The organism is Paraburkholderia sp. RAU2J, assembly GCF_003634845.1.
Classification (GTDB): Bacteria; Pseudomonadota; Gammaproteobacteria; order Burkholderiales; family Burkholderiaceae; genus Paraburkholderia; species Paraburkholderia fynbosensis.
In genome coordinates, this window is sequence record NZ_RBXG01000003.1 from 128,208 (window position 1) to 153,183 (window position 24,976).

The 24,976-nt window shown below is 62.9% G+C and carries 22 protein-coding genes and 1 pseudogene; 14 read left to right on the forward strand and 9 right to left on the reverse strand.

Going from position 1 to position 24,976, the window contains the following annotated elements:
• Positions 1–209 precede the first annotated feature (209 nt).
• Positions 210–869 (forward strand): TetR family transcriptional regulator, encoded by a 660-nt coding sequence (locus B0G69_RS32030; RefSeq protein ID WP_121324073.1) that lies wholly within the window; start codon positions 210–212, stop codon positions 867–869.
• 5 nt (positions 870–874) lie between these two features.
• Here the strand turns inward: B0G69_RS32030 and B0G69_RS41180 are convergent.
• The 3 genes and pseudogenes from B0G69_RS41180 to B0G69_RS32040 form a co-directional block, all read right to left on the reverse strand.
• Positions 875–1,063 (reverse strand): annotated as a pseudogene (locus tag B0G69_RS41180) (hypothetical protein); the annotation flags it as partial.
• A gap of 1,030 nt (positions 1,064–2,093) precedes the next feature.
• Positions 2,094–2,258 (reverse strand): hypothetical protein, encoded by a 165-nt coding sequence (locus tag B0G69_RS41185; RefSeq protein WP_158609017.1) that lies wholly within the window; start codon positions 2,256–2,258, stop codon positions 2,094–2,096.
• Between the two features lie 252 nt (positions 2,259–2,510).
• The gene (locus tag B0G69_RS32040) at positions 2,511–2,711 is read right to left on the reverse strand and encodes a hypothetical protein (protein WP_147440800.1); all 201 of its coding nucleotides are present in this window, start codon (positions 2,709–2,711) and stop codon (positions 2,511–2,513) included.
• 336 nt (positions 2,712–3,047) lie between these two features.
• On the opposite strand from B0G69_RS32040, the gene B0G69_RS32045 reads away from it, so the two are divergent.
• Positions 3,048–4,181, forward strand: coding sequence for a substrate-binding domain-containing protein (locus tag B0G69_RS32045; RefSeq protein WP_121325057.1), 1,134 nt, complete (start codon positions 3,048–3,050; stop codon positions 4,179–4,181).
• Positions 4,178–7,000 carry an ATP-binding protein gene (locus B0G69_RS32050; RefSeq protein WP_121324078.1) on the forward strand — a complete coding sequence of 941 codons (2,823 nt, stop codon included), beginning with the start codon at positions 4,178–4,180 and terminating at the stop codon, positions 6,998–7,000. The genes B0G69_RS32045 and B0G69_RS32050 overlap by 4 nt, the downstream gene beginning before the upstream one ends.
• Before the next feature lie 31 nt (positions 7,001–7,031).
• On the opposite strand, the gene B0G69_RS32055 is transcribed toward B0G69_RS32050, so the two are convergent.
• The 4 genes from B0G69_RS32055 to B0G69_RS32070 all read right to left on the reverse strand — a co-directional run bounded on the left by B0G69_RS32055 (position 7,032) and on the right by B0G69_RS32070 (position 9,921).
• The gene (locus tag B0G69_RS32055) at positions 7,032–7,664 is read right to left on the reverse strand and encodes a response regulator transcription factor (RefSeq protein WP_027194259.1); all 633 of its coding nucleotides are present in this window, start codon (positions 7,662–7,664) and stop codon (positions 7,032–7,034) included.
• Entirely contained in the window at positions 7,661–9,286 is a 1,626-nt protein-coding gene (locus B0G69_RS32060; protein ID WP_121324079.1) for a response regulator, read from the reverse strand. Before B0G69_RS32060 ends, B0G69_RS32055 begins: the two co-directional genes overlap by 4 nt.
• Positions 9,283–9,468 (reverse strand): hypothetical protein, encoded by a 186-nt coding sequence (locus B0G69_RS32065; RefSeq protein WP_121324081.1) that lies wholly within the window; start codon positions 9,466–9,468, stop codon positions 9,283–9,285. The genes B0G69_RS32060 and B0G69_RS32065 overlap by 4 nt, the downstream gene beginning before the upstream one ends.
• 132 nt (positions 9,469–9,600) lie before the next feature.
• Positions 9,601–9,921 carry a hypothetical protein gene (locus B0G69_RS32070; RefSeq protein ID WP_121324083.1) on the reverse strand — a complete coding sequence of 107 codons (321 nt, stop codon included), beginning with the start codon at positions 9,919–9,921 and terminating at the stop codon, positions 9,601–9,603.
• A 307-nt stretch (positions 9,922–10,228) separates the two neighbouring features.
• On the opposite strand from B0G69_RS32070, the gene B0G69_RS32075 reads away from it, so the two are divergent.
• Together B0G69_RS32075 and B0G69_RS32080 are read left to right on the forward strand one after the other, a co-directional pair.
• Complete coding sequence (locus B0G69_RS32075) at positions 10,229–10,474, forward strand: hypothetical protein (protein ID WP_121325058.1); 246 nt, start codon at positions 10,229–10,231, stop codon at positions 10,472–10,474.
• A gap of 27 nt (positions 10,475–10,501) precedes the next feature.
• Positions 10,502–10,711: a hypothetical protein gene (locus B0G69_RS32080; RefSeq protein WP_121324085.1), complete on the forward strand. Its 210-nt coding sequence runs from the start codon at positions 10,502–10,504 to the stop codon at positions 10,709–10,711.
• 23 nt (positions 10,712–10,734) lie between these two features.
• On the opposite strand, the gene B0G69_RS42235 is transcribed toward B0G69_RS32080, so the two are convergent.
• The gene (locus B0G69_RS42235; RefSeq protein WP_121324087.1) at positions 10,735–10,932 is read right to left on the reverse strand and encodes a hypothetical protein; all 198 of its coding nucleotides are present in this window, start codon (positions 10,930–10,932) and stop codon (positions 10,735–10,737) included.
• A 548-nt stretch (positions 10,933–11,480) separates the two neighbouring features.
• Here B0G69_RS42235 and B0G69_RS32090 point away from each other — a divergent pair.
• Entirely contained in the window at positions 11,481–14,255 is a 2,775-nt protein-coding gene (locus B0G69_RS32090) for a UPF0182 family protein (RefSeq protein WP_121324089.1), read from the forward strand.
• A 16-nt stretch (positions 14,256–14,271) separates the two neighbouring features.
• Here the strand turns inward: B0G69_RS32090 and B0G69_RS32095 are convergent, their stop codons facing one another.
• Positions 14,272–15,048, reverse strand: a complete 777-nt coding sequence (locus B0G69_RS32095) for an aspartate/glutamate racemase family protein (protein WP_121324091.1) — start codon at positions 15,046–15,048, stop codon at positions 14,272–14,274.
• A gap of 281 nt (positions 15,049–15,329) precedes the next feature.
• Between B0G69_RS32095 and B0G69_RS32100 the strand changes: the two genes are divergently transcribed.
• The 8 genes from B0G69_RS32100 (at position 15,330) to B0G69_RS32135 (ending at position 24,809) form a co-directional block, all read left to right on the forward strand.
• Positions 15,330–16,532: a branched-chain amino acid ABC transporter substrate-binding protein gene (locus B0G69_RS32100; RefSeq protein ID WP_121324092.1), complete on the forward strand. Its 1,203-nt coding sequence runs from the start codon at positions 15,330–15,332 to the stop codon at positions 16,530–16,532.
• 25 nt (positions 16,533–16,557) lie between these two features.
• Positions 16,558–17,457 (forward strand): branched-chain amino acid ABC transporter permease, encoded by a 900-nt coding sequence (locus tag B0G69_RS32105; RefSeq protein ID WP_121324094.1) that lies wholly within the window; start codon positions 16,558–16,560, stop codon positions 17,455–17,457.
• A 3-nt stretch (positions 17,458–17,460) separates the two neighbouring features.
• Complete coding sequence (locus B0G69_RS32110; protein ID WP_121324096.1) at positions 17,461–19,269, forward strand: ATP-binding cassette domain-containing protein; 1,809 nt, start codon at positions 17,461–17,463, stop codon at positions 19,267–19,269.
• Complete coding sequence (locus B0G69_RS32115; protein WP_121324097.1) at positions 19,257–20,018, forward strand: ABC transporter ATP-binding protein; 762 nt, start codon at positions 19,257–19,259, stop codon at positions 20,016–20,018. Before B0G69_RS32110 ends, B0G69_RS32115 begins: the two co-directional genes overlap by 13 nt.
• A 27-nt stretch (positions 20,019–20,045) precedes the next feature.
• On the forward strand, positions 20,046–20,519 hold the full coding sequence (locus B0G69_RS32120) for a ferritin-like domain-containing protein (RefSeq protein WP_121324099.1): 474 nt from the start codon (positions 20,046–20,048) through the stop codon (positions 20,517–20,519).
• A gap of 19 nt (positions 20,520–20,538) precedes the next feature.
• The gene (locus tag B0G69_RS32125; protein ID WP_121324100.1) at positions 20,539–21,384 is read left to right on the forward strand and encodes a DUF1989 domain-containing protein; all 846 of its coding nucleotides are present in this window, start codon (positions 20,539–20,541) and stop codon (positions 21,382–21,384) included.
• Positions 21,385–21,480: 96 nt separating this feature from the next.
• Positions 21,481–23,535 (forward strand): elongation factor G, encoded by a 2,055-nt coding sequence (gene fusA, locus B0G69_RS32130; protein ID WP_121324102.1) that lies wholly within the window; start codon positions 21,481–21,483, stop codon positions 23,533–23,535.
• A gap of 29 nt (positions 23,536–23,564) precedes the next feature.
• Positions 23,565–24,809 carry a D-amino acid dehydrogenase gene (locus B0G69_RS32135; protein WP_121324104.1) on the forward strand — a complete coding sequence of 415 codons (1,245 nt, stop codon included), beginning with the start codon at positions 23,565–23,567 and terminating at the stop codon, positions 24,807–24,809.
• Positions 24,810–24,976: the final 167 nt, after the last annotated feature.

Here is a 24,976-nt window from a genome sequence, read left to right on the forward strand (position 1 = left end):
GGACTGTCCTGCGGAGGATGTTGTTGAAAAAGTCACGGACCGTCTCTCTCGCGAGGTTTTCAGGGGTCTTCTTACCCTTGACCGGCGAGCGCGAGCGGTTTGTAGGCCGATCTGAGAGGTCAATTTTTTCGCGGGGGAACTGACAAAGCCACGCAGCGACTTTTTCAACAGTATCCGGAGATAACCCGTCACTGAGGAGTTGGGCGCAGATGAAAGAAATGACGATCACATCGGCGGAAATGCTCGGCTCGAGCGCGCCAGGCGAGCCCAGGCGGCGAGGCAACCGAACAACCCGCGTGCCGGAGATCCTCGAGGTCGCGATCAGCGTTTTCGCTACCGAAGGTAACGCAGGGTTCACCCAACGCCGTGTGGCGAGCGATGCGGGTATTCGCCTGAGCACCTTGCAGCACTATTTCGGTACCCGGGAAGACCTGTTGCGAGCCACGATGAGAGCAATGGCCAACCGCTACCTTGAGCTTTATCGAACGCTCGCCAGGGATAAGCTTCGATCGCCGGAAGCCCGCCTCGACGCGATCATCGACGAGGCGTTTGCTGCTCTGACGCGGCCTGGCACCAGCACGAGCGCCTTCGCCCTCGAATCGTGGAGTTTGGCCGAGCATGAGGATTTTGCGCGCGACTTGACGGCGGAAATCACAGGAGAATTCCAGGAAATCTTTGCGGGTCTTGTTGCGAAAATAAACCCGGCGCTGACGTCTGGGGAATGCGCGCTCCGAGGTGCTTTGCTCGTCTCGCACTTGCAGGGCCTGGTCGTTTTTATCCGTCGAGCTGGAGATAACGCGCCTGATCTGGACGCATTTCGGACCGCCGCAAAAGTCGTTTGGAAAGCGCTGAGTAAAGCGCCTCAATAAGCGCGCTCAAATTCGACCGCCTGATACGAGCGGGTCGCCGCGGGCGTCGCTGCCTCGTCCTCCCAACGCGGCAAGCCCTTGAGGTGCGAAGCGCCTGCTGCGCGGACAGCGGTGCCGAAGCTGCGCAACAGTTCCGTCTTCAACCCTTGCGCGAGCGATCGAATCGCACGTGCCGTCGCCTAAGGCAGGTTTGCCAGAAGGTCCTCTGCTCAATTGCGGATCGCCTTCGTAGATACTGTCGAGGTTGTGTTCGACGAGCATGATTTTCCAGGGCTTTCCCGTGAGCCGATCGAGGATTGATCGGCGTTCGGCGCGGCGCGTTCAGCGGATATCAAAAAGTGCAGGTGGCTGGTTACCCTGCGTATTGTCGCGCGGCATGATTTCCGACTCGATCCGCCGTCCGTGCGCGCGTAGTCGGGTGTTCTCAAGATTCGGTTTTTTTCGTACGCCATCCCTCTGGTGGTAGCGGCGGCAACACGCTGACCGTGAACATCAGCAAAAAGGAAGTCGCCGAAGAACTCGCGGCCACTTACCGGGCGCGATTCGATTACGACGCAGCGACCACCCGCCCCGGATACTTGCAGGTAAAGCTGCACGCCGACGGCGCGACGATGTGGATCGGCTGCCCCGCGCAACGGAGTTCTCTCCGGCTGAACCAAGCCGTCGGTTCAGATCCGACAGCGCCTTGCAGATCGATGTGCGTGCAGGCATCTCCGTGAGTGCCAATTCAAGCCGGTCCAGCAGTTCCATCAGACCGACTTGCGATGCCGTCGTTCGTGCAAGCTTCCGCTGTCGCTTAAGACACCTCCCTTGCTTGTGCCAACCAGGCCGTCGTTGGCTTCGAAATCACCCCGCCCCGTTCAGATCCAGCGACAATTGCCTCTTCGCATTTGCGCCTGGCGCTTCACCAGATGCATTCCGTTGTAGCGATGCGGCTTTTAGCACATCAAGATGAAAAGCCGCCCCCGCGCCGACGCTGACAATGCCATCGAACTCCTGCGCGGGATGATCGCCGCCTGTGGGGATCGCTGCGCCCCACCGCTTCCTGAAGCGCCTCGCTCAAGCGACGTCCGCCAGCATCGACTGGCGACAGTCCGACGCAGAACACCGGCACGCATACTGCGCCCCACGGAGGGATCGAAACCTGCCGCCTTGAAGGCTTCAAGCCCCTTTCTGTAACCCGCACCCATGATCGAATGTGCAGTGGCGAACTGCTCCACCAACTTACGGCTCCCTGCCGTCGCCCAGTTTCGCCAGCAGCATGGCGGTCTGCTCGTGGACGGAACGCTCCTGCTGCTCGAAAGCCGCCCATCCGCTCGTGAGCTTCGCGGGGTTCTTGTCGCGCAGCGGAATGTCCTTCCACTCCTGAACCTGCATCTTGAATGTCACCAGTATGCTGGTGACTACCCGTCCGTTGGCGCGCTATCGCGGGCAACGGTGTCGTATGCCGTAATCGACTGATCCTGCGAATGAAGTCCGTACATCGCACCGACGAACATCAGAAATAACGAGGCTAACCTGCGGTCTTACAGCTCACCCACCTAAGCAGATCCTCACGACGCTTCTCCGGTCTGCAAGTGGATTTTATATACCGCACGCTACTTAGTTATACCAATGAAAATTCGCCAATTTCTTTTATGTCTACATGAACGCCCCCGTTTGCGCCAGATGTTCGAGGTCTTGACGAATAGGATGGGCTGCAGCTCTGCACTCGGCCTCTCTGCAGGGTTTGCGATTGGCAAAGTATTCGAGAAACGCCGCTCGCTTGACGGGCCGGTTCACGATTTCGCCGCTTTCGGGATCCACCCAGTGAACCTGCATTACATTCTTTGCGATGTCCACACCCACGATCGTATGTGCCGTGACAGATCCCCTCTGTTCGGTTGAGCAGATGAGTATGATCAACCACTTCTCAATTCGGTAGAAATTCCGCATAGCGGTGGATCGCTCACACGGACCGACTGGGTGGGGGCGTTCATATCATTCAAATAACAAACCGCGCTGTGGCCCGTCGCCCGGTTATCGTTGCGTTGCCAAGCCGTCGCTTCGGTGCTCACCGCCGGTGCGTGACCGATGAGAATCCGGCACCGCGGTGTAATATCTTGGTCACAACGACCTCCGTGAGCGGCGCTTGGTTATAACCACCAATCGACCTCGATGGAGCCCATGGGGAACAGCATGAGGGGCTTCCTTCTGGCATTGGCATGCGGGTGTGTGCTGTCGGTCGCCACGATGCAGGATCTATTGCCCGCCCCCGCGCCCGTAGCGCCCGTCGGCGGGAAAGACTTCCTTGCCCAGGCGAAGCGAGTGGTCGACGCCGCCACGCGACCCGCCGCACCCTGGAGCGGGCCGCGCAGCGGGCCCCGCGCGCAATCCGGGAAACGCATCGCCGTCGTCGCCGAGGATTTGCGCAACGGCGGCATCCTCGGTGTGGTCGACGGTGTGCTGGAGGCGGCCAAGGTCGTAGGCTGGAGCGTGAAGATATTCGACTCCGGCGGCGCGGCCGACCTGCGGCTGAAGATGCTTGCGAATGCGCTGGCAAGCCGCCCCGACGGTCTGATTATCGCGGGCGGTGACGCACACGCCCTGCTGCCGGGGCTGCGGCCGTTTGCGGAGCGAAGCATTCCGATCGTCGGCTGGCATGTCGCGACTCGGCCTGGACCCGTGCCAGGTACACCCGTCGCGATGAACGTGTCCACGGATCCGCTCCAGGTCGCGCGGGTGACCGCGCTGGCGGCCATCGTGCAGTCGGGCGGGCATGCGGGCGTCGTCATCTTCACCGATAACAGTTTCCGGATTGCACAGGAGAAGGCCGATACGATGGCTGCCGTCGTGCGCGCGTGCAGCGGCTGCACCCTGCTCGAAGTGCGCGACGTGGCGATTTCGCACAGCCAGCAACTCATGCCGGGCGCGACACGCGCCCTGCTCGCGCACTACGGCTCGCGCTGGACCTGTGCGCTGGCGATCAACGACATCTACTTTGACTATGCCGTCCCGGTGCTAACCCAGGCGGGAATGTCAAACGCTGCAATGATCATGCTGTCGGCCGGCGACGGTAGCGAGTCCGCCTTCCTGCGCATCCGCACGGGCACGTTCCAGACGGGCACCGTGGCCGACCCCCTGAATCTGCACGGGTGGCAGCTGGTCGACGAAATGAACCGGCTCTTCGCCGGGGAAGGCGTCACGGGTTACGTGAGCCCCGTGCATCTCGTGACCGCGGACAACATCGCCGCGGACGGCGGCGATCGTCTACTCTACGACCCTAACAACGGCTATCGCGACATCTACCGTCGGATCTGGCACCGCCCGTGAAACTCCCGCTCCCACAGTCCCTCACCGCGCAGTTCGCGCTCGTGGTTTCCTGCCTCGCCGCATTGGTGGTCATGGTCGGTGCCACGACCATATACTCGTTGGCCGGGTCGGCCCACTCGATCCGCCAGCTGGCCGACGAGCGGCTCGCCCGCCTCGCGGATGCGCAGGATCTGGCGCAGCATACGCTGACGATCGAACGCCTCGCGTTGCAGTTGTCTCGTGACGACACGGTTGAGGCCGTGCGTGAGACGCATCGGCATGTGCTTGAACAGCTGGCATCCTTCGACAGCCTGGTGGACCGCCTCGCCTCCGCGACCGCAAGTGACGGGCGAGGTGTCGACGCGCTGGCGCTATATCGCTCGAGCCAGCGCTTTCGCAACATCGTCAACATCGAGGCGCAGGTGCGTGAGACCGCGCTCGGTGAGCAAGTTGCGCCGGCGTCCGCGCAACGGTCAGGCGTGTCGTTGGCCAGCCTCGACGACGATCTGCGCCGCGCGGCCGACGGCCTCGCTGTCGCGGCTCACGAGCAGTCGGAGTATTTGACGCGCGACTACCGCGAAGCAGTCCAGCATCTAGCCGATCAGGCCGATCGCATCCGCACATGGGTAGGCGGCGGAGTCGTGGTGAGCCTGCTGTTCGCCTGGCTGATCGCCCGCGAATTCCTGGGGCGCCATGTCGTGAGGCGGCTGCGCCGGGTCAGCCACTTCCTGCGGCACGGCGATGCCGGGAATATGCAAGCAGGTGTCCCCGTGCAAGGCGGCGACGAGATTGCCGACATGGCGCGCGCGGTCGAGCAGTTCCTCGAAGACCGGCGCCAGCGCCGTCAGGCCGAGGATGCACTGAAGGAGCTCAACGCCGGACTCGAGGCGCGTGTCGCGCAGCGCACGGCCGAACTCAGAGCGGCGCTCGCGGGCCAGGCGGCCGAGATCGTCGAACGCCAACACGCCGAAGAGGCGGTCAGGGAGAGCGAGAACTTCCTGAACAACATCATCGAAAACATGCCGGACGTGGTCTTCGTCAAAGAGGCGTCGACGCAGCACTTCGTGCGCCTGAACAAGGCTGCAGAGCAACTGCTCGGCTACCGGCGGGAAGAACTCATCGGCCGGTCAGTTCACGACCTGTTTCCCGCGGGCGAGGCTGAATTCTTCGCGCTGAAGGATCATGCCGTGCTGGAGTCGCGACAGATGATCGACGTGCCAGAGGAGCCGGTCCATACGCGTTACGGGCTGCGCTTCGTGCACACGATGAAGATTCCGATCCTCGATGTGCGCGGCGAGCCGCAGTTCCTGCTCGGGATATCGCGCGACATCACCGAGCACAAGCGTGCCGAAGAGGAATTGCGGCGCTATCGCGAGCACCTGGAAGACATGATCCGCGAACGAACGGCGGAACTGGCCGTTGCGAAGGACCATGCGGATGCGGCCAACCAGGCCAAAAGTGACTTTCTCGCGCACATGAGCCACGAACTGCGCACGCCGCTCAACGGGATTCTCGGTTACGCGCAAATCCTCAGACGCGACAAGAGCCTCGATCAACGACAGATCGACGGGCTCACAGTCATCCAGCGCAGCGGCGAACATTTGCTTACGCTCATTGACGACATCCTCGATATGGCCAAAATCGAGGCCGGCAGAATGGAACTCAATCTCTCCGACGTTCCGCTCGAACGGTTCGTCTACTTCATCGCCGAGACGATTCGGGTGAAGGCAACGGAAAAGGGCCTGGCCTTCGTTTGCGAGATGGCGCCCGACGTGCCCGCGGCTGTGCTGGTGGACGAACTACGGCTGCGCCAGGTGCTGCTCAACCTGCTCTCCAATGCAATCAGATTTACCGACCACGGGAGCGTGCGTCTTAGCGTCGGGTTCACGCCGTCCGCGCGACTGCGTTTCGAAGTGCAGGACACCGGCATCGGCATAGACGAAGCGCGCCTGGACGCGATTTTCAGGCCTTTCGAGCAAGTGAGCGACGCCCGCCACCGATTGGGCGGCACGGGGCTCGGCCTGCCCATCAGCCGCCAACTCGTGCGCCTGATGGGAGGCGAGATTCGTGTCGAGAGCCGGCGCGACGCTGGCAGCCTCTTCTCGTTCGAACTGAACGTCAAGGTGGTGGCGCCTCCGGCGGGTGTGGCCGCGTCCGAACGGCTCGTCAGCGGCTACGAGGGGCCGCGCAAGACTGTCCTGGTCGTGGACGACGTGGCGGAGAACCGTGCGTTGATGGTGGATATGCTTGGGCCGCTCGGATTCATCATCGCGGAGGCCGCAAATGGATCAGAAGCGCTGGAGAAAGCCAGAGCCCTCCATCCTGCGCTCGTCTTGATGGATGTCATCATGCCCGGGATGGACGGGCTCGAGGCCACGCGTCGCCTGCGCCAGATGCCCGAGTTCCGGGAGTTGCCGATCATCGCGGTTTCCGCAGGCGCCTCGGGGACCGATGCGGCGCAAAGTCTGGCCGCAGGAGCGAATGCCTTTCTCCCCAAACCGATCGACTTCAGTGGGTTACTGACGCAGGTCGCGGCTTTGCTGAATGTCGAGTGGAGCGACGAAGCTACGGATGCAGGCCCGGGCCAAACGGCTGTTACCGCTGCTGCCCCTTTCACCGGGACCTTGATCGCACCGCCGCCGCCGGAGATCGAAGCGTTGCACCACCTGGCGCGGCTCGGCGACATGCGTGCCATCATGCAGTACGCCACGCACGTGACCGAGCTTGACGAGCGCTATCGTCCTTTCGCGGACCACCTGTGCCGGCTGGCGAAGGGTTACCGGTCCAAGGCAGTCCTCAGCTTCGTCGAGCAATATCTGGAAACTAGGCAAACTCGATGATCGTGCTGCATCGCACCGGGCAAGCGGGCTTCTACTCGATGACCAACCCGTGCCGGATCGCGTAGCGGATCACCTCGGCATTGTTTGAAAGCCCGAGTTTCTGCATCAGTCGCATCTTGTGTGTACTGATCGTTTTGGCGCTGAGCGCGCATGCGTCGGCGATTTCGTTGATGGTCTTGCCCGCCGCTAGCATCTGCAGCACCTGGAATTCGCGGTCCGACAGCACTTCATGCGGCGGCACGTCGCCGCGCTGCGTTTCGAAGACCATCGCATCGACGAGCTTCGGATCGATGAAGCGGCCGCCGTCCATGAGCTTGCGGATCGCAGCGAGCAGCAGTTCCGGGTCGCTGTCCTTGGTCAGATAGCCGGTTGCACCCGCGCGCAAAGCGCGCGAGGCGACCTGGGCCTCGTCGTGAATGCTCAGCACCAGCACGGGTAGCGAAGGCTGCTCGGCGCGCACACGCCGGATCAGGTCGACGCCACTGATGCCGGGCATCGTCATGTCGAGCAGCAGCAGATCGACGGCGCATGAGCGCAGCTTGTCGACCACTTCCGAGCCTTGCGCCGCTTCGGCCGCAACGACGATATCGCTCGTGGTTGCGATGATCTGCCTGAGTCCGCCACGCACGATCGCATGATCGTCTGCAATGAGTATTCTGATCATGTTCGAGGTCCGCCATCGAGCGGAACTTCAATCGAAACCGTGGTGCCCGCACCCGGATCGCTGTCGATCGAAAGCGATCCGCCGATCATTCGCGCCCGCTCGGTCATGCCGAGCAGCCCGTATGAATAGTCGCGGCGCGCGGTCTGCAGATCGAAGCCGCATCCGTCGTCGCGCACATGCAGTTCGAGCCTCGCCGCCGTCGAAATCAGCATCACCTCCACGCGCGTCGCATCCGCGTGGCGCGCGACGTTCGTCAGCGACGCCTGCACGATGCGGAACACGGCTGTCGCATGTGGGTCCGACAGCACGGGCTCACCGCCTTCGATGCGCAACTCGCAGGCAATGGCATTGCGCCGGTTGAAGTCATCGACGAGCCATTCCAGCGCCGACACGATACCGAAGTTGAGCGCAGCCGGTCGCAAGTGGCTCGCGACATTGCGCACCATCGAGATCGTGGCCTCGACCAGTTCGCGCATGTCGTCGGCTTTTTTCGTTGCTTCCGGGTCGTCCGCGATCCGCATCTTGAGCAGCGACACGTCCATCTTGAGCGCAGTCAGCAACTGGCCAAGCTCGTCGTGAATCTCCATCGCAATCCGCTTTCTCTCCTCTTCACGGATCGCTTCCATGTACGCGGACAGCTCGCGTAGCTGCTCGCGGGACTCGACGAGTTCCTGTTCTGTGTGCTTGCGCCCCGTGATGTCGTTCAGGCCGACGTAAATCGCCGGGGCGTCGTCGTAGGTCGCCACGCGCGCCGTCGCCATCGCCCAGAACTGTGTGCCGTCGGCGCGCCGGAACTGCACCTCCGAATTGCGCAGGCTACCTTCCGTCTTCAGATGTTGGATCAGATGTTCGCGCTCGTCTCGATCGGCGTAGAAGTCCGCGATATTGGCCGACATGCCTTCGCTCATGCGGAACAGTTCACGCAGCGGCTCGTTCGTGTACAGGATGCGCCCCTCCGGCATCGACGTGATGCAGAGCGACACCGGACTTGATTCGACGATCGCGCGAAAGCGTGCCTCGCTTGCCTTCAGGCGCGCGTCCGCGCGCCGCCGCTCGTCGATCTGCGCCTGCAGATTCGCGTTGGCGCGCTCCAGTTCTTCGGTGCGCAACGCGACACGCCGTTCGAGATCGTCGCGCGCTTGCGAGAGCGCAGCCTCCGTTTCCTTGCGCACGGCCACTTCCGCGAGCAGTCGCCGGTTTTGCGCGAGAACCTGCTTGTGCATCACGCGCAGTTCGAGATGTACGCCAACGCGGGCCAGCATCTCGTCGACGCGCAACGGCTTGGTCACATAATCGACGCCGCCCGCCGAAAAGCCTTCGACCCGATCTTCGTTGGCCGTTAGCGAAGTCATGAATATGACGGCGATATCGCGCGTGCGCTCATCGCGCTTCAGGCGCCGACAGGTCTCGAAACCATCGATGCCCGGCATCTTCACGTCGAGCAGGATCACATCGGGCTGCGAGAAGGCCGCGCGCTCCAACGCTTCGATACCGTCGAGCGCCACCAGCACACGAATGCCGCGTGCCTCGAGACTGTCGACGACCACGCCGACATTTGCCGGCGTATCGTCGACGATCAGGATCGTTCCCCTATGCGCAACTGGAGCGGCGAGATCGCTCATGACGCGGTGTTCCTTTCGAGGTACCGCACAAGCCGTTGCGCGATCGCCTTCGACTGACGTTCCATCAGCACCTGCGTGATCGCGTAGCTAAACACGAGCACCGTCGCAAGCAGCCGCAGCACCGCGCTGCGCCGCACGTACCGAAGCCCGCTCCACCATGCGTCGAACCTGTCGAGAGCCATATCTCCCCGCGAGCGCCGCCGTTGTGGATGTCCTATTCTGCACTCGATGCCAAAGCCCGGTCTACCGCGGCCTCACAGCCGTTGCGCGCTGCCTGCATGCCTTTCTGCGGTTTTGCCTGCGTTGCCCGTTCGCTATTGCGGCGCCTCGCCCACCGCCACCAGCCGGACCGCGCGCGCCGGATGCCCGATCAGCTCGTCGAGCAGATCCGCCATTTCGCAGAGCGTCTGGAAGCCCCGCTCGTCCATTTGATCCGCGTGATAGCGCCGCAAATCGTGCATCGTTTCGCCCAGGCGCCTGAGCGCGTCGGGGGTGCTGTCGACCAACGGCCAGCAGTGCATCAGATACGCAAGCGGTGTCACGCTGCGCGTCTCGCACCAGGTATCGAACAGCCGCAGACAGATTGCGTTGACTTGCTCGACGATGTTCTCCCGCTCCGACAGATAGGCGATCATATTGCATCGGTATGAATGGCGTTTCGACCACCCATCATCTGCCAGCAGAATGTCTGTCGCACTCAGCGCAAGCTGGAAAACCAGGGTGTGACATTCTGATTCGCGCGTCAGGAAATCCTTAACGCCATTCACGCAACGAAGGCCCCGATGGGTGAAAACCCTTGTATGCCATTCTTCATGCTGCTCGCGGTTCAGGAAATCCTGACGGCCGAAATCAGCGCTTCCTGATATGACATTCCGCCGAAGCCGATTGGTCGCGCACACCGATCGCCATAGCATCGATTCATCGTGCATCGCGGGGAAAGTCATGGCGGGCGACAGATCGCTGCGTTCTCAGGTCGAAAAACTGATTGGCTCGACGCGTGGCCAAGCGGCGCGCGTGCGCCTGCTGGAGCGCACCCGCTCGGGCGGCATCTGCCGCGTGTGCATTCAGATCGACCGGCCGACCGGGACGTTTTCACTTTTCTTTTTTCGCCATGCCGACGGCACGTGGCACGTGTTTCCGCCGGGCCAGCGCCGTCCGGCGATGGGGATAAGCCGCAAAGCGGCCTGACCGTTCAGCAAGCCGAGGGAGACGCCCATGCTCGATGACGCTTCAAACACACTGCCGCAATATATGATCGAACTGCGCGCCTGGATCAGCGACTGGTACGACCATGCGTTCAAGGTCGGCTACATCTACCCACCCTTCGCGCTCGACGCGGCGATTGCTGATCGGCTCGAAGGCTATTTCCAGGCGGGACTGACGCCAGCCGAAGGCGCGATTGCGTTCTTCGGCCTCGTGCACTGAGAGGCGCGAGCGATCTGCGCCGGTCAGCGTAACCGCCCAAACGCACGCAATACGGCGTCACCCCGCGGCGTCACGCGAGGAAACCGCAAGCCCGACCCAGCTGGCTCGTTCGCGATCAACTGCAGTTCGCGGAGCGCGCCAAGCTCCACCCGGTCCGAATCGATCCGTTCGGGCGCATCCTTCACTAGTAACAACGTGGCCACTTCGTGCGGGCTCAACATGTCGTTTACCTCCCGGCGGGAACGAAGAACGGGTAACCAGCGCCGGCCACGGCTGGATCGGCTGGATCGGCGGGACGCCAGGTGCGGCGCGGAACTGGTCGGGCGGTTGCATCAGGTTGGTCGGAACGGATACGGCAAATAGCCGGGCCTTAGAGCAACCATTCTAACTTTGTTAAGTCGGACTATCATTTCCACGCGCCAGGGAGTTTCCCCAATATGTGGGAAATGGATGCCTATGCTCAGTGGGCTGCGGGCACGAAGGGCTCATCGACGTAGGTACAGCCAATCCCGGTTGCAACGCGTGTGACTTGTCGGGCGCGTCGACTATGATGTTCTTCATCCGAAGATGTTGACGATCCGCGAGAACGGCGATGAAGCCAATCAGATTGCGAGTGCCATGCGACGAAGCGGCCGACCTGCTAGACGATTTGACTGCCGTTGGACCAGCGGCGACGCGCAATTACTGAGAACGCAACAGCTGCGCGGTCTGTGAAAACAGAACCACGGCGTTGAGCACGCTGGACTGCCCCGTCAGCACAGGAGGGCCTATGCACTCGGGAGTGAAGTCCGGCGTGCGTCTGAGGCGTTACGCAATCACGGCAACGGCGATCATCGCCGGCTTGATTGTCGTCGGACGCATCACCGGCATCCTCGTCGACTGGCTGTGGTTCTCGTCGATCGGCTACGGTGGCGTTTTCTGGACCATCCTCTGCGCGAAAGGGCTGCTGTTGGCCGCCGTGTTCGCGGTCTCGGCTGGCACGATATGGCTCTCGGGAATCCTCGCGCATCGTTACGCGCAGCGCGTCGATATCTTGCAGCCGGCAGCACCCGGTCGGTCGGGTGCGACGGAAGTCACCGACGATCTGGCCGAACTGGTCGCGTCGCGCATTCCCTGGCGCGCCAGTATTGCCTGCGCCGCAATCATCTTTGGGATGGTCATCGCGGCCAGCGTGATCGCGAGGTGGGACATCGCGCTTCGCTTCCTTTACCAGGTGCCTGTCGGCGAGCGCGATCCGATCTTTGGCAGGGACATCGGCTTTTATCTCTTCTCGCTGCCCGTGTATGTCGCGCTCAAGAACTGGCTGCTGTGGCTGGTCTTCTGCAGCGCGATCGTGACAGTTGCTGTCTACGGGTTGCGCGGCGATATCGCGCTGGAGCGGCCGCCACGGACGCTCTCGGCCGCCGCGATCACGCATGGTTCGGCACTGCTTGGCTTGTTCTTTGCGGTAATGGCCTGGTCATGGTGGCTCGACCGCTTTTTGCTGCTCTATGGCAACAACGGCGTCGTAGTCGGCGCCAGCTATACCGATGTGCATGTTCAGGTGCCGATCCTGTGGATGCTTGTCGGGCTCGCCGCGGCGTCATCCGTCGCCCTTTGGCTCAACATGCGCCGGCGCAGCTACCGGCTGCCTGCCGCCGTCGCGCTGCTCGTATCCGGCTGTGCGTTGGTATTCGGCGCGATCTATCCGCCGCTATTTCAGCGTTTCTATGTCAAACCGAGCGAACTGAAACTGGAAGCACCCTATATCGCGCACAACATCGCGCTGACGCGACAGGCTTACAACCTCGCACAGATCGCAGTCAAGCCGTTCGACGCCGAGCCGGGATTGACGCTCGACTCGCTGCAGGCCAATCGTGCGACGATCGACAACATCCGGTTATGGGATGTGCAACCGCTGATGGATACCTACGCGCAGTTGCAGGAGATCAGGACTTACTACAAATTTTTCTCGGTGGACATCGACCGCTACCCGCTCGATGCCGGGTATCGGCAGGTGATGCTGTCGGCGCGCGAACTGGAGCCGGCGATGCTGCCGCCCAACGCCCAGACCTGGGTGAACCTGCACCTTATCTTCACCCACGGTATCGGCGTCGTGATGTCGCCGGTCACCGAGAAATCCACCGAAGGCTTGCCCTTCTTCTATCTGCGGGACATTCCGCCGGTCGCCAATGGCGGTCCGGTCATTCGCGAACCGCGTCTTTATTTCGGCGAAGGCCGGCAGAACTATGTGATCGTGAAGGGCAACGTCGCCGAATTCGACTATCCGAAAGGCGCGGACAATGCCTACACCACGTACAGCGGGCGCGACGGCGTCGCCATCGGCGGTGCGGTGCGACGCAGTCTGTTCGCCTGGCAGCTCGGAGATCCCAACATCCTGCTGAGCGGCTATCTCACCGACCGGAGCCGCATCCTGCTTCACCGCAACATTCAGGAGCGCGTGCGTAGGATCGCGCCGTTCCTGACCCTCGACCATGACCCCTATCTCGTCGCAAGCGCGGGGCGTCTGTTCTGGATCCAGGACGCCTATACCGTCAGCCAGTGGTTTCCTTACTCCCGGTCTGGTTTCGGCGACGGCGACGGCGACGGCGCGAATTACATCCGCAATGCAGTCAAGGTGGTGGTCGACGCATACAACGGCACCGTCGATTTCTACCTCAGCGATCCCGCCGATCCGCTCGTGCGGACCTACGAGCGCATCTTCCCGGCTTTGTTCAAGCCTTTGGCCGCGATGCCGCCGGAGCTTCGACAGCATGTCCGCTACCCCGAAGATCTGTTCCTGATCCAGGCGCAACTCTTCCGCGCCTATCACATGGATGCGCCGGAGGTCTTCTACAACCGCGAGGATCTGTGGCAGTTTCCCCGGGAGCTGGCCGGTATGGATGGCGAGAACACCGCCAGCACGATGCCGCCGTACTACACGATCATGCGACTGCCCGGCGACGCACGCGCCGAGTTCATCCTCATGCTGCCGATGGTGCCGAGCCAACGGGAGAACATGATCGCGTGGCTCGCGGCGCGTTGCGATCCATCTGGGTACGGCAAGCTCATCGTCTATACGTTTCCGAAGGACAAGCTGGTCTATGGGCCGTTTCAGATCGAAGCGCGCATTCAGCAGAACACCGAGATATCGCAGCAGATCTCGCTATGGAACCAGATGGGCTCACGCGTCATTCGCGGTCATCTCGTGGTCGTGCCGATCGAGAATTCGCTGCTCTACGTCTCTCCGCTCTATTTGCGCGCGGCGTCCGGTCAGTTGCCGGAACTGAAGCGGGTAATCGCCGCCTATGGTGACCGCGTGGTGATGGAGGACAGCTTGGGCGATGCGCTGGCGGCGCTTTTCAAGCAGACCGCGCAAGCCGCATCGCCAGCCGGGGCCACGACGAACGCGCCGAACGCGCGCGCCCGCGAGGCGCTTGCCCACTATGACCGCGCGATCGAGCGGCTGAAGGCCGGAGACTGGAGCGGCTTCGGCACGGAACTGGATGCCCTCCGGCCGTTGCTCGAGGCGCTCCGCGCCGGCCGTTCCGACGCCCGGAAGTGAAACGGGTGAAATTTCGTCACAGGGCAAACAGCCGCCCTAGATGAGGCTCGCGATCCCCGACGCCGGCGAGCCGCAACGCGTGCCAGGCCATTGCGTAATTGCTCGATATGACCGGCTTGCCGATCGCCGCCTCGAGTTGCGGAATCAATCCGGCAATGCGCAAGCTCGTGCACGATACGAAAATCGCATCCACGTCATCGTTCCGCGCAAGTCGCTCGACGCCAGTTCGCAGCGACGCCGCATCGATCCGCGCCACTTCGTTATCGTTGACATGCTCGAACGACGCCATGCGCGTAATCGCGTGGCCACGCGACTCGATGTAGTCGCGCATGTAATCGTTGATCGACCGTACATAGGGGGTCAGCAGGGCCGTGCGCTCAACGCCTAGTGCGCGAAGCGCCGCTAGCGCAGCGGTGATCGGCGTCGTGCTCGCGGCATCGGGACGCGCTTCGCGAATTCGCGCGAACACCTTGTCCTCGCCGATTACCATCGACGCGGACGTGCAGCCAAACGCCACCACATCGATGCGCTCGCCCGGGCGGATCAGCGCGACCGCCGGTGCAATGCGGTCCTCCATTTCCGCCAACCGTTCGGGCGTAATGTCCGCCGAGTTGTACACGCGGCTTTCGTAGAACGCCACGCCGTCCTGCGTCAGCAAACCCCGCCACTCATGCTCAATCGTATGATCGGTGGCGAGCACCACGAGGCCGATCGCGGCACGCCGGCAGATGCCGTCGTCCAGTGTGAATTCGAGCCTCGTGTACGCGTCGTTCTGCTGTTCAATCGCACTCATTTCAGCGTCATCCTGTCATGTCGCGTTCGGGCTCGCGAGTACCTGCCGTCACTGTCTTTTTAAAGGTAGAGGATTGCCGGCGCCTTGGCGTAACGATTTATACGCAAATACCCTATACGTCCCCACGCACACCGGCTCCTATCATGAAAGGAGCGCTTTTAGTGCCAGCGCGCCGGTGAAGCCAGCACGCGCAATCGCTCATTTCCGTCCGTTTTCTGATGTCACCGGGCATGTCCGTGTGGCGGATCGTCCGATCCCTTTCACAATAAGGAGTCACCAACATGATTGCTCAGAAGATTGGCTGGCCCAGTGCACAACGGGGCTTGCGGCAAACGACCGTCGCGGCCGTGACGGCGGCGCTGGCCGTGCTTGCCGGCATCGTTCCGGGTTCGGCGCTAAGTCAGGGGGCCGCCATCAAGATCGGCGTGCCCGTTCCGCTGTCGGGCAGCAGTGCCAATGCCGGCACCGACATCGTCAACGGCGCGAAGCTCGCCGCCGCCAGAATCAACGCGGCCGGAGGCGTACTCGGCAAGCAGATCGAACTGGTGCCCGAGGACGACGCCTGTGATGCGCAGACCGCGGTGCAGGCGGCACAGAAACTCGTCGATGCGGGCGTTGTCGCCGTAGCGGGCGGCTATTGCTCGAGCGCGGCGCTGCCGGAATCGAACACCTTTCATCGCGCCGGGATTCCCTACGTGCTGGATGCGTCGACCAATCCGCAACTGACCGAGATGGGGTACGACAACGTGTTTCGCACGATCGGCCGTGACGATCAGCAGGGCCCTTTCGCGGCAAGCTTCATGAAAGACGTGCTGCACGCGAAACGCGTGGCGGTGATCGACGACAACACGACCTATTCCAAAGGTCTCGCGCAGAACACCGTGCAAGCCCTGAAGAAGGACGGCGTCGATGTCGTCTACGCCAACTCGATCACGCCCGGCCAGATGGACTACTCACCGACGCTGACGCGGGTCGGCTCGCTGAAACCTGACGTGATCTACTACACCGGCTATTTCTCCGAAGCCGGTCTGATGGTCAAGGAGGCGCGACAACTGGGCCTAAAAATGACCTTCATGGGCGGCGACGCCACCAACGATCCCACGCTGATGAAGACGGCCGGCCCCGCGGCCGACGGCATGATCATCACGACCGCACCGCTTGCGCAGTTTCTGAGCGGCGCGCACGCGTACGTCGACGACTATACGAAAGCCTACGGGCAAGGGCCGGGACCGTACTCGGTCTATGAATACGATGCTGTCGGAGTCACGGCGAAAGCCATCGCGGATGCAAAATCGACTCAGCCTGCCGCGATCACCGCTGCTCTGCACAAGATCTCGAACTACCCGGGCGCGACCGGAACCATCGCCTTCAATGCGAAGGGGGACCGCAGTAAAGCGGTATACATCACCATCATCGTGCACAACGACAACTTCGAGCCCTATCAGCGGCAGGATGCGAACGGACATTGGGTAGCGATGAAGTAGGCGTCATTGCGCGCGCCGCCCCGTCATGAGCGACTTCTTCCAGTTCGTCATCGAAGGGCTGACGACCGGCTCGTTCTATGCCCTCGTCGCCCTCGGCTACACGATGGTCTACGGCATCATCCGGCTGATCAACTTCGCTCATGGCGACCTGTTCATGGTCGGCGCGTTCATCGGCTGGACCGGCCTGATGGTGCTGGCGTCCGCGCATCTGCCGCTTGCGCTGGCGCTGTTGATCGCGCTGGTCGCCGCGATGACGGTCACCGGCGCGCTCGGCCTCCTGATCGAGCGGCTCGCGTATCAGCCGTTGCTGCGCGCGCCACGGCTGTCGATTCTGATCACCGCGCTAGGCGTGTCGCTGGCGCTGCAAAATGGCGTGCTGCTGATCTACGGCGCGGGCTTTCGCACCTATCCGCACGTGCTGAGCCAGGCGGGATTCGAATTCCATGGCGTGCAGATCACCTTCGCGCAGATCGGTATTATCGTCGCGAGCCTCGCGCTGATGCTGGCACTGTATTTCTTCGTTCACCATACTTTCCTGGGCACCGCGATGCGCGCGCTGGCGATCGATCAGGACGCCGCGCGCCTGATGGGCATCGACGTCGAGCGCCTGATCCAGCTGACCTTCCTGCTGGGCTCCGTGCTCGCCGCCGTGGCGGGCGTCATGGAGGGGCTTTATTACACGCAGATCAATTTCTTCATGGGCTTCGTGCTGGGCCTGCGCGCATTCACCGCCGCGGTGCTCGGCGGCATCGGCAACATTCCGGGCGCGATGGCGGGCGGCATATTGATCGGCCTGCTCGAGGCCTTCGGCGCCGGCTATGTGTCGTCGCAGTGGACCGACGTGTTCGTCTTCGGCGTGCTGATCGGCGTGCTCGTGATCAAGCCGACCGGGCTGTTCGGCGAACGCGTCGTCGAGAGAATGTAAGCCATGAGCGCCGCCCAGGCTTCCGCGCGTTGGGCCAAGGCTGCCGGCGGCGCGCTGCTGGTCGCCGCCGTGGCGCTGCCCGCTGTCGCGAGCAACTATATCGTCGATGTCGGCCTGACCATCGTCACCTATTCGATCCTCGGTCTCGGGCTGAACATCGTGGTCGGTTATGCCGGCCTGCTCGATCTGGGCTACGCGGCCTTCTTCGCGATCGGCGCGTACACGACCGCGTTGCTGGAAACCCTGCTGCACTTCTCGTTCTGGGAAACGCTGCCGTTCAGTCTTGCGTTCGCTGGCATGTCGGGCATCGTCATCGGCTATCCGACGCTGCGGCTGCGCAGCGACTATCTGGCGATAGTCACGCTCGGGTTCGGCGAAATCACGCGGATCGTTGCCACCAATCTCGACATCACCGGCGGCCCGAACGGCATTTTCGGCATCGCGAGCCCGAGCCTGTTCGGTTTCGAGATCAGTTCTCCGATGGCGCTGTACGAGCTGGGAATGGTGTTTCTCGTGCTGGTGCTCGTGTTCGCCATACGGCTCGGCCGGTCGCGGTTGGGCCGCGCCTGGACCAGCATCCGCGAGGACGAGGCCGCCGCCGAAGCTGTCGGCGTGCCGACACTGCGCGTGAAGCTGCTCGCCTATGTGATCGGCGCGCTGATCGGCGGGCTGGGAGGCAGCCTGTTCGCGGCCCGCTTCGGCACCATCGACCCAACCGGCTTCACCTATCTGCAGTCCGTCACGATCCTCATCGTCGTCGTACTCGGCGGCCGGGGCAGCATTCCCGGTGTGATCCTCGGCGCCGTCATCGTCGCCGGCCTGCCGGAGATGCTCCGTTTTCTGAATCTGTGGCGCATCTTCGCTTTCGCGATCGGGCTCGTGATCCTGATGTTGCTGAGACCGCAAGGGCTGTGGCCGGCGCCGTTGCGCCGCGTCGCACCGCCGCGCAAGGGCGCCGACGCCGATCGGGCGCCAGTGCCCAGTCACGCCGTCACCGAGGAAATCCTGCTGGAAGTGCGCGACATGCAGCGGCGCTTCGGCGGCGTGCTGGCGGTCGGCGGTGTCAGCTTCATGGTGCGCAGCGGCGAGATCGTGAGCCTGATCGGTCCGAACGGCGCGGGCAAGACCACCGTGTTCAACTGCCTGACGGGGGTGATCCGCCTGACCGGCGGCCAGATCGTCTGGTGCGGGGAACGGCTGGCCGGCGGCGCGCCTCATCGCATCGTCCATCAGGGCATGGCACGCACCTTCCAGGGTATCCGCCTGTTCGGCCAGATGACGGCCTTCGAAAACGTGCTGATCGGCATGGATCACCGGCTTCGGGCCTCGCTTGGCGCCGAGCTTCTGGCTTTGCCGTCCGCGCGTGCCGACGCGGCGGACCATTCGTCCGAGGGCCTGCGCTGGCTCGCCTTCGTCGGGCTGGCGGGCCGCGCGGGCGAGCGCGCGGCGGATCTGCCCTACGGCGACCAGCGCAGGTTGGAGATCGCCCGTGCGCTTGCGAGCAGCCCTCGGCTGCTGCTGCTCGATGAGCCGGCGGCGGGCATGAATCCGACCGAGAAACTTGCGCTCATGGAACTGATCCGGCGAATCCGCGATCATGGCGTGACGGTGCTGCTGATCGAGCACGACATGATGCTGGTGATGGGCGTATCGGACCGGATCATCGTGATGGATCATGGTGTCGTGCTCGCCGAGGGCGAGCCCGCTGCGATCCGGACGGACCCGCGCGTGATCGATGCCTATCTCGGCACGGCCGAAAAGGACGAAGCGAGCGACGATGCTAGCGGGGAGAAATCGCTGTGGGACTCCTAGAAATCCGCGGCCTGCGTGTGAGCTATGGGAATGTCGAAGTGCTGCACGGCATCTCGCTGGACGTCGCACAGGGCGAGATCGTTGCATTGCTCGGCAGCAACGGCGCGGGGAAAACGACCACGCTGCGGGCGATTTCCGGCTTGATCCGGCCGCGGGCGGGCGACATCGCAATGGACGGCCAGCGGCTGACGGGACTGCGCGCCCACCAGATCGTCGCGCTGGGGCTCGGTCATGTGCCGGAGGGACGGCGCATTTTCGGCGCGCTGACGGTAGAGGAAAATCTGCATCTCGGCGGCTATCTGATCCGGCGTGACAATGCGGCGTTGCAACAGCGAAGGAATCAGCTCTATGCGGCTTTCCCCCGCCTCGGCGAGCGGCGCAGCCAGCTGGCAGGCACGCTCAGCGGCGGCGAGCAGCAGATGCTGGCGATCGCCCGCGCGCTGATGCTGCGCCCGCGTATCGTAGTGCTGGACGAACCCTCGATGGGACTTGCGCCGAAGCTGGTCCGCGCGATCTTCGGGATGATCGCCGACATCTGTCACGAAGGCACCTCGATTCTGCTCGTCGAACAGAACGCCCGTCAGGCGCTGCGCATCGCTCATCGGGCCTACGTGCTGGAAAGCGGGCGCATTGCGCTCGCGGGCTCCGCCCGCGAGTTAGCTCAGGATAGCCGGGTCCGCGCGGCCTACCTGGGCGGCAGTGCTGGCGCGGCAGAGTCACCCGCCGACGATTCGAATGACATCGGTTGAAACGGGTCAAACGCAATGGAGGCAAACATGGCAGAGATCGATAAGGACCAGGTCGTCGACGTATTGAACCGGGTTCTGGAGGCCGAACTAGCGGGAGTCATTCGATATACCCATTACTCATTCCTGGTATTCGGATTTGGCCGCATCCCCATTGTCGCGTGGCTGCGGCAACAGGCGGACGAATCGCTCGTGCACGCGCAGCAGGCCGGCGAATGGATCACCACCTTGGGCGATTACCCGTCTCTCGCGATCGGTCCGCTTCTCGACTCGCACGTCTTCGAGATCGCTTCCATTCTGCGTGAATCGCTCGACGCCGAGAGAGTCGCGCTGGACCTGTACCGGCAACTGCTCGCGCTGACGGAAGGTCGCTCGGTCGCGCTGGAAGAATACGCGCGCCAGATGATCCACGTCGAAGAACTGCATGCTGGCGAGGTCGACAAGATGCTGCGCCGCTCCGGCACGATGACCACGCCGCCCGAGCGCGATACGGCGTCGGCCTGAAATTGCAGGAGAATCGATCATGCTGAATTACCCCGCTGCCTATCAGTCCACGAAAGGCTCCGCGCTCGATGTCGATCGGCCGTTCTATCAGCGCATCGCTTCGCAGCAGGACACCCGCACGCTGGTCGAATCGATCGTCGTGCCGATCCGCTCGGGGCAGGCGTGGACCGTGCCGGCTGGCCACGTGTTTCGGATCGTCACGATCGAAGGTCCGCAGGTTGCCGACCTGAACCTGTGGAACCGGCACGACCCGCGCGAGCGCATGTGGGCATCGCGCACGCGCCAGTTGCAGCAGGCGCACGTGAGCACGTTCGACCGTCTATGGTCGACGCTGCCGTTCCTGCGCCCGATGGTGACCATCACCGACGACAGTCTGTCAGACTACGGCGTCGACGAGCACGGCGGCCGTGTTCACGATCTGCTCGGCACGCGCTGCGATCCTTATGTGAACCGGATGCTGACCGGCGAGGATTTTCATTTCCACTGCCACTCCAACCTGACGCGCGCCATCGCCCCGTACGGATTGACCGAGTACGACGTCCACGATGTGCTCAATGTGTTCCAGTGCACCGGCCTGAATCTCGAAGACAAATACTTCATGAAGGCATGCCCGGCAAAGAAAGGCGATTACCTGGAATTCTTCGCGGAGATCGACTTGCTGTGCGCGCTGTCGACTTGTCCGGGCGGCGATCTGTCCGTACCGATGTGGGGGCCCGACGCGCGCGATCCGCTGGACGTGTGCCGGCCGCTCGGCATCGAGGTCTGGCAGCTCGCGCCCCACCTGCTGGACGGGTGGACGCCGCCGGCCGTGGCGGCCTACAAGGGACAGCACGGAATGGTGCTCGATCAGCCGCAATGGAAGTAAGACGGCTGCAGCCCGCATCGCACGATTACCCGGGATGGCAGACAGGCCCGATTTCACCAATAATGGCCCCACCTCCCTTACCGTGCGAGGGCGAACATGCGTTATAGCCCCGATGCCATCCGTACCCTCGCCCTGGTCGGGCATGCCGGTTGCGGCAAGACCTCCCTTGTCGAAGCGCTGCTGTACCACGGCGGCGCACTCCATGCGCCCGGCAGCGTGGAGCGCGGAACGACCGTCGGCGATTTCGACGCGCTCGAACGGAAGTATCACCACTCGCTGAACTCTTCCGTCACTCACCTGCATTACCGCGACACACGCATTTACCTGCTCGATACGCCCGGATATTCCGACTTTTCGGGGCCGTCGATCAGCGCGCTGCAAGCCGTCGAGGCGGTTGCCGTCGTCATCAATGCGCAGACCGGCATTGAAATGACTTCCCGGCGCATGATGAGCTGGGCGGGCGAACGCAAGCTTTGCAGGATGATCATCGTGAACGGTATCGATGGAGAAAAGGTCGACCTTCCGGGCCTGCTCACGCAGATCCAGCAGACGTTCGGTATGGAATGCCTGCCCATCAACCTGCCGGCGCAGCGCGGCCATCAGGTGGTGGACTGTTTTTTCGAACCTGCCGGCGACGCGGATTTCCTGTCCGTGGAGGCCGCGCACAATGCGCTGGTCGATCAGGTGGTGGAGATCGACCCGGCCCTGATGGAGCTCTACCTGGAACAAGGCGAGGCCATCCGTGCGGAGCAGTTGCACGAGCCTTTCGAACGCGCGTTGCGCGAAGGTCATCTTGTGCCGGTCTGCTTCACGTCAGCGGCCAATGGCGCCGGCGTTGCGGAACTGCTCGACGTGTTGGTTCAGCTTCTGCCCAATCCGATGGAAGGCAACCCGCCGCTCTTCTACCGCGATCTCGGCGGCGGCCGTAAGGAAGTCGTGCACGCCGAACCGGTCGCCGACAAGCACGTGTTGGCCCACACCTTCAAGATCGTGGTCGATCCTTACATCGGCAAGATGGCCGTGTTCCGCATCCACCAGGGTACGGTCGAGCGTGACAGCCAACTCTTTATCGGTGACAAACGGCAGCCGTTTCGCGTCGCTCATCTGTTGATGTTGCAGGGCAAGGAACACGTGGACGTGCTGCGTGCCGGTCCAGGCGATATCTGCGCGGTGGCCAAGGCCGACGAGATCGGCCTCGATGCCGTGCTACACGACGCGCCCGAGGACGGCAACATTCACCTCGTCGCGCCGAACTTCCCGATGCCCATCTACGGCCTCGCGATCGAGCCGGCACGCCGCGGGCACGAGCAGCGGCTCTGGGAAGCGCTGCAGAAGCTAACCGCGGAAGACCCGTGTCTGCGTATCGAACGCGAAGCCAGCACCAACGAGACCGTGGTTCGAGGCCTCGGCGAGTTGCACCTGCGCTACATGCTGGAGCGGCTGTCGGACCTGTACAAGCTCGAAGTCGTCACGCGGCCGCCGAAAATTGCCTATCGGGAGACCGTCGGCAGCAGCGCCGACGGGCACTGCCGCCACAAGAAGCAAACCGGCGGCGCCGGACAGTTCGGTGAAGTGATGCTGCGCGTGGACCCGCTGCCGCGCGGCACGGGTTTCGAATTCGTCGACGCGGTCAAGGGCGGCGCAATCCCCGGCCAGTTCATTCCCGCGGTGGAAAAAGGCATTCTTCAGGCGATCGAGAGCGGCCCGCTTGCCGGCGTTCCAATGCAGGACGTGCGGGTCACGGTCCTCGACGGCAAGAGTCATTCGGTCGACTCCAAGGAAGTGGCATTCGTGACCGCCGGGCGCAAAGCGTTCATCGACGCGGTGCTCAAAGCCCAGCCCATCGTGCTCGAACCGATCGTCGACATCGAGGTGACGACGCCAGAACCCGCGATGGGCGACATCATCGGCGATCTGTCTTCGAGACGCGGCCAGGTTCATGGCTCCCGCCCGGTCGGCGGGGATGCCGTGGTCGTTGTGGGGCAGGTGCCGCTTGCCGAACTCAACGACTATCAGTCTCGCCTGAACGCGATCGCTGGCGGACACGGCAGCTACAGTATTCAACTGAGCCACTACGCGCCGGTGCCCGCTGCCACGCAGGAATCGCTGGTGGCGCAGCATAAGCGCCGGAGCGACGCCGCGCTGTCGTGAGGGCCCCGCCCCTTGCATCTGAGGACAACATGAAAGTTATCGTGCTCGGCGGCGGGGTTGTCGGTGTGACAACCGCATACCAGTTACAGAACGATGGCTGTGACGTCGTGATCGTCGAGCGGCAGCCTTTGGTCGCAGCGGAAACGAGCTGGGGTAACGCGGGAATGATCGCTCCCGGGCATTCGTTCGTGTGGTCCTCGCCCAAAGCGCCAATGATTCTGCTCAAATCGCTGGTGTTGAAGGATCAGGCGTTGCGCTTCAAATTTTCTGCGGATCCCAGGCTTTATAGCTGGTCGTGGCGCTTCCTGATGGAATGCACATCGAAGAAGGCGCGCCGCAATACGCTGCTCAAGCACCGGCTGGCCGCGTACTCGCAACGCGTGCTGCAGCAGGTGATCGCCAGGGAGGCGATCGAATACGATCGAAACGACCGCGGAATTCTGTATTTTCATCGTACGCAGGAAGCGCTGGACCGCGGAGTCGCACAGATGAAGTTGCTGGAGTCCGATGGGCAAGTCATCCGGGTGCTCAGCCGCGATCAGGTCGTCGCGGTCGATCCGTCCTTGGCTTCGGCAAAACACGGAATAGCGGGCGCCATTTACTGCCCGACCGACGAAACCGGCGACCCCGCAAAATTCACCCGCGCCCTGGCGGAAAAGATCGTCGCGCGCGGCGGTACGCTCTTGACGGACACCGCCGTCAGCGGCTTCGAAATAGCCGGGCAGAACGTGGTGGGCGTCAGAACGGATCGGGGCCTCGTCACAGGCGACGCGTATGTGCTCGCACTGGGTTCGTACAGTCCGGTTCTTAGCCGGCAGATCGGCATCGATCTGCCGATCTACCCGATCAAGGGATACTCGCTCACGATTCCCATCGATGGCCAGCCGTTGCCCCCCACCGTCGCGGCGGTCGACGAGCACAATCTCGTCGCTATTTCGCGCTTCGGCGACCGGATCCGGGTCACCGCGACGGCGGAGTTTGCCGGCTACGACACGAGCCACAAACCGTCTGACTTCGCGTTTATGAAGCGCGTCACGCGGGAGCTCTACCCTGCCGGGGGCAACTACGATCGCGCCGAAATGTGGGCCGGGCTCAGGCCGATGACGCCAACGAATCTGCCGTTTTTGGGCCGCAACAAGTATCGCAATCTCTACCTGAACACCGGTCACGGTCATATCGGCTGGACCATGTCCCACGGCTCGGCCCGAATCACGGCCGATCTGATCGCGGGGCGAGCGCCTGCCATTCCGACGGTGGGGCTGCTTTGCGACTGATGATCAAGTCTCCTTTGATGCATGCCGTATCAACGCAGGTCTCCGCGATGACCTGCCCGGTGCGTGGCCGGCCTCACTGCGTTCGGTGCGGAACATCGTTGGGGAAGGGATACGGTGCATGTGGCCCCGGCCATTCTGGCGCGGGCGGTCCGCTCAACGCGGCGCAA

Excerpts from the sequence above, each read along its gene's own strand:
- B0G69_RS32030 (WP_121324073.1), top strand. The coding sequence starts at position 210 with ATGAAAGAAATGACGATCACATCGGCGGAAATGCTCGGCTCGAGCGCG.
- B0G69_RS32045 (WP_121325057.1), top strand. The coding sequence starts at position 3,048 with ATGAGGGGCTTCCTTCTGGCATTGGCATGCGGGTGTGTGCTGTCGGTC.
- B0G69_RS32055 (WP_027194259.1), bottom strand. The coding sequence starts at position 7,664 with ATGATCAGAATACTCATTGCAGACGATCATGCGATCGTGCGTGGCGGA.
- B0G69_RS32060 (WP_121324079.1), bottom strand. The coding sequence starts at position 9,286 with ATGAGCGATCTCGCCGCTCCAGTTGCGCATAGGGGAACGATCCTGATC.
- B0G69_RS32065 (WP_121324081.1), bottom strand. The coding sequence starts at position 9,468 with ATGGCTCTCGACAGGTTCGACGCATGGTGGAGCGGGCTTCGGTACGTG.
- B0G69_RS32070 (WP_121324083.1), bottom strand. The coding sequence starts at position 9,921 with ATGATCGCCTATCTGTCGGAGCGGGAGAACATCGTCGAGCAAGTCAAC.
- B0G69_RS32075 (WP_121325058.1), top strand. The coding sequence starts at position 10,229 with ATGGCGGGCGACAGATCGCTGCGTTCTCAGGTCGAAAAACTGATTGGC.
- B0G69_RS32080 (WP_121324085.1), top strand. The coding sequence starts at position 10,502 with ATGCTCGATGACGCTTCAAACACACTGCCGCAATATATGATCGAACTG.
- B0G69_RS42235 (WP_121324087.1), bottom strand. The coding sequence starts at position 10,932 with ATGTTGAGCCCGCACGAAGTGGCCACGTTGTTACTAGTGAAGGATGCG.
- B0G69_RS32090 (WP_121324089.1), top strand. The coding sequence starts at position 11,481 with ATGCACTCGGGAGTGAAGTCCGGCGTGCGTCTGAGGCGTTACGCAATC.
- B0G69_RS32095 (WP_121324091.1), bottom strand. The coding sequence starts at position 15,048 with ATGAGTGCGATTGAACAGCAGAACGACGCGTACACGAGGCTCGAATTC.
- B0G69_RS32100 (WP_121324092.1), top strand. The coding sequence starts at position 15,330 with ATGATTGCTCAGAAGATTGGCTGGCCCAGTGCACAACGGGGCTTGCGG.
- B0G69_RS32105 (WP_121324094.1), top strand. The coding sequence starts at position 16,558 with ATGAGCGACTTCTTCCAGTTCGTCATCGAAGGGCTGACGACCGGCTCG.
- B0G69_RS32110 (WP_121324096.1), top strand. The coding sequence starts at position 17,461 with ATGAGCGCCGCCCAGGCTTCCGCGCGTTGGGCCAAGGCTGCCGGCGGC.
- B0G69_RS32120 (WP_121324099.1), top strand. The coding sequence starts at position 20,046 with ATGGCAGAGATCGATAAGGACCAGGTCGTCGACGTATTGAACCGGGTT.
- B0G69_RS32125 (WP_121324100.1), top strand. The coding sequence starts at position 20,539 with ATGCTGAATTACCCCGCTGCCTATCAGTCCACGAAAGGCTCCGCGCTC.
- fusA (WP_121324102.1), top strand. The coding sequence starts at position 21,481 with ATGCGTTATAGCCCCGATGCCATCCGTACCCTCGCCCTGGTCGGGCAT.
- B0G69_RS32135 (WP_121324104.1), top strand. The coding sequence starts at position 23,565 with ATGAAAGTTATCGTGCTCGGCGGCGGGGTTGTCGGTGTGACAACCGCA.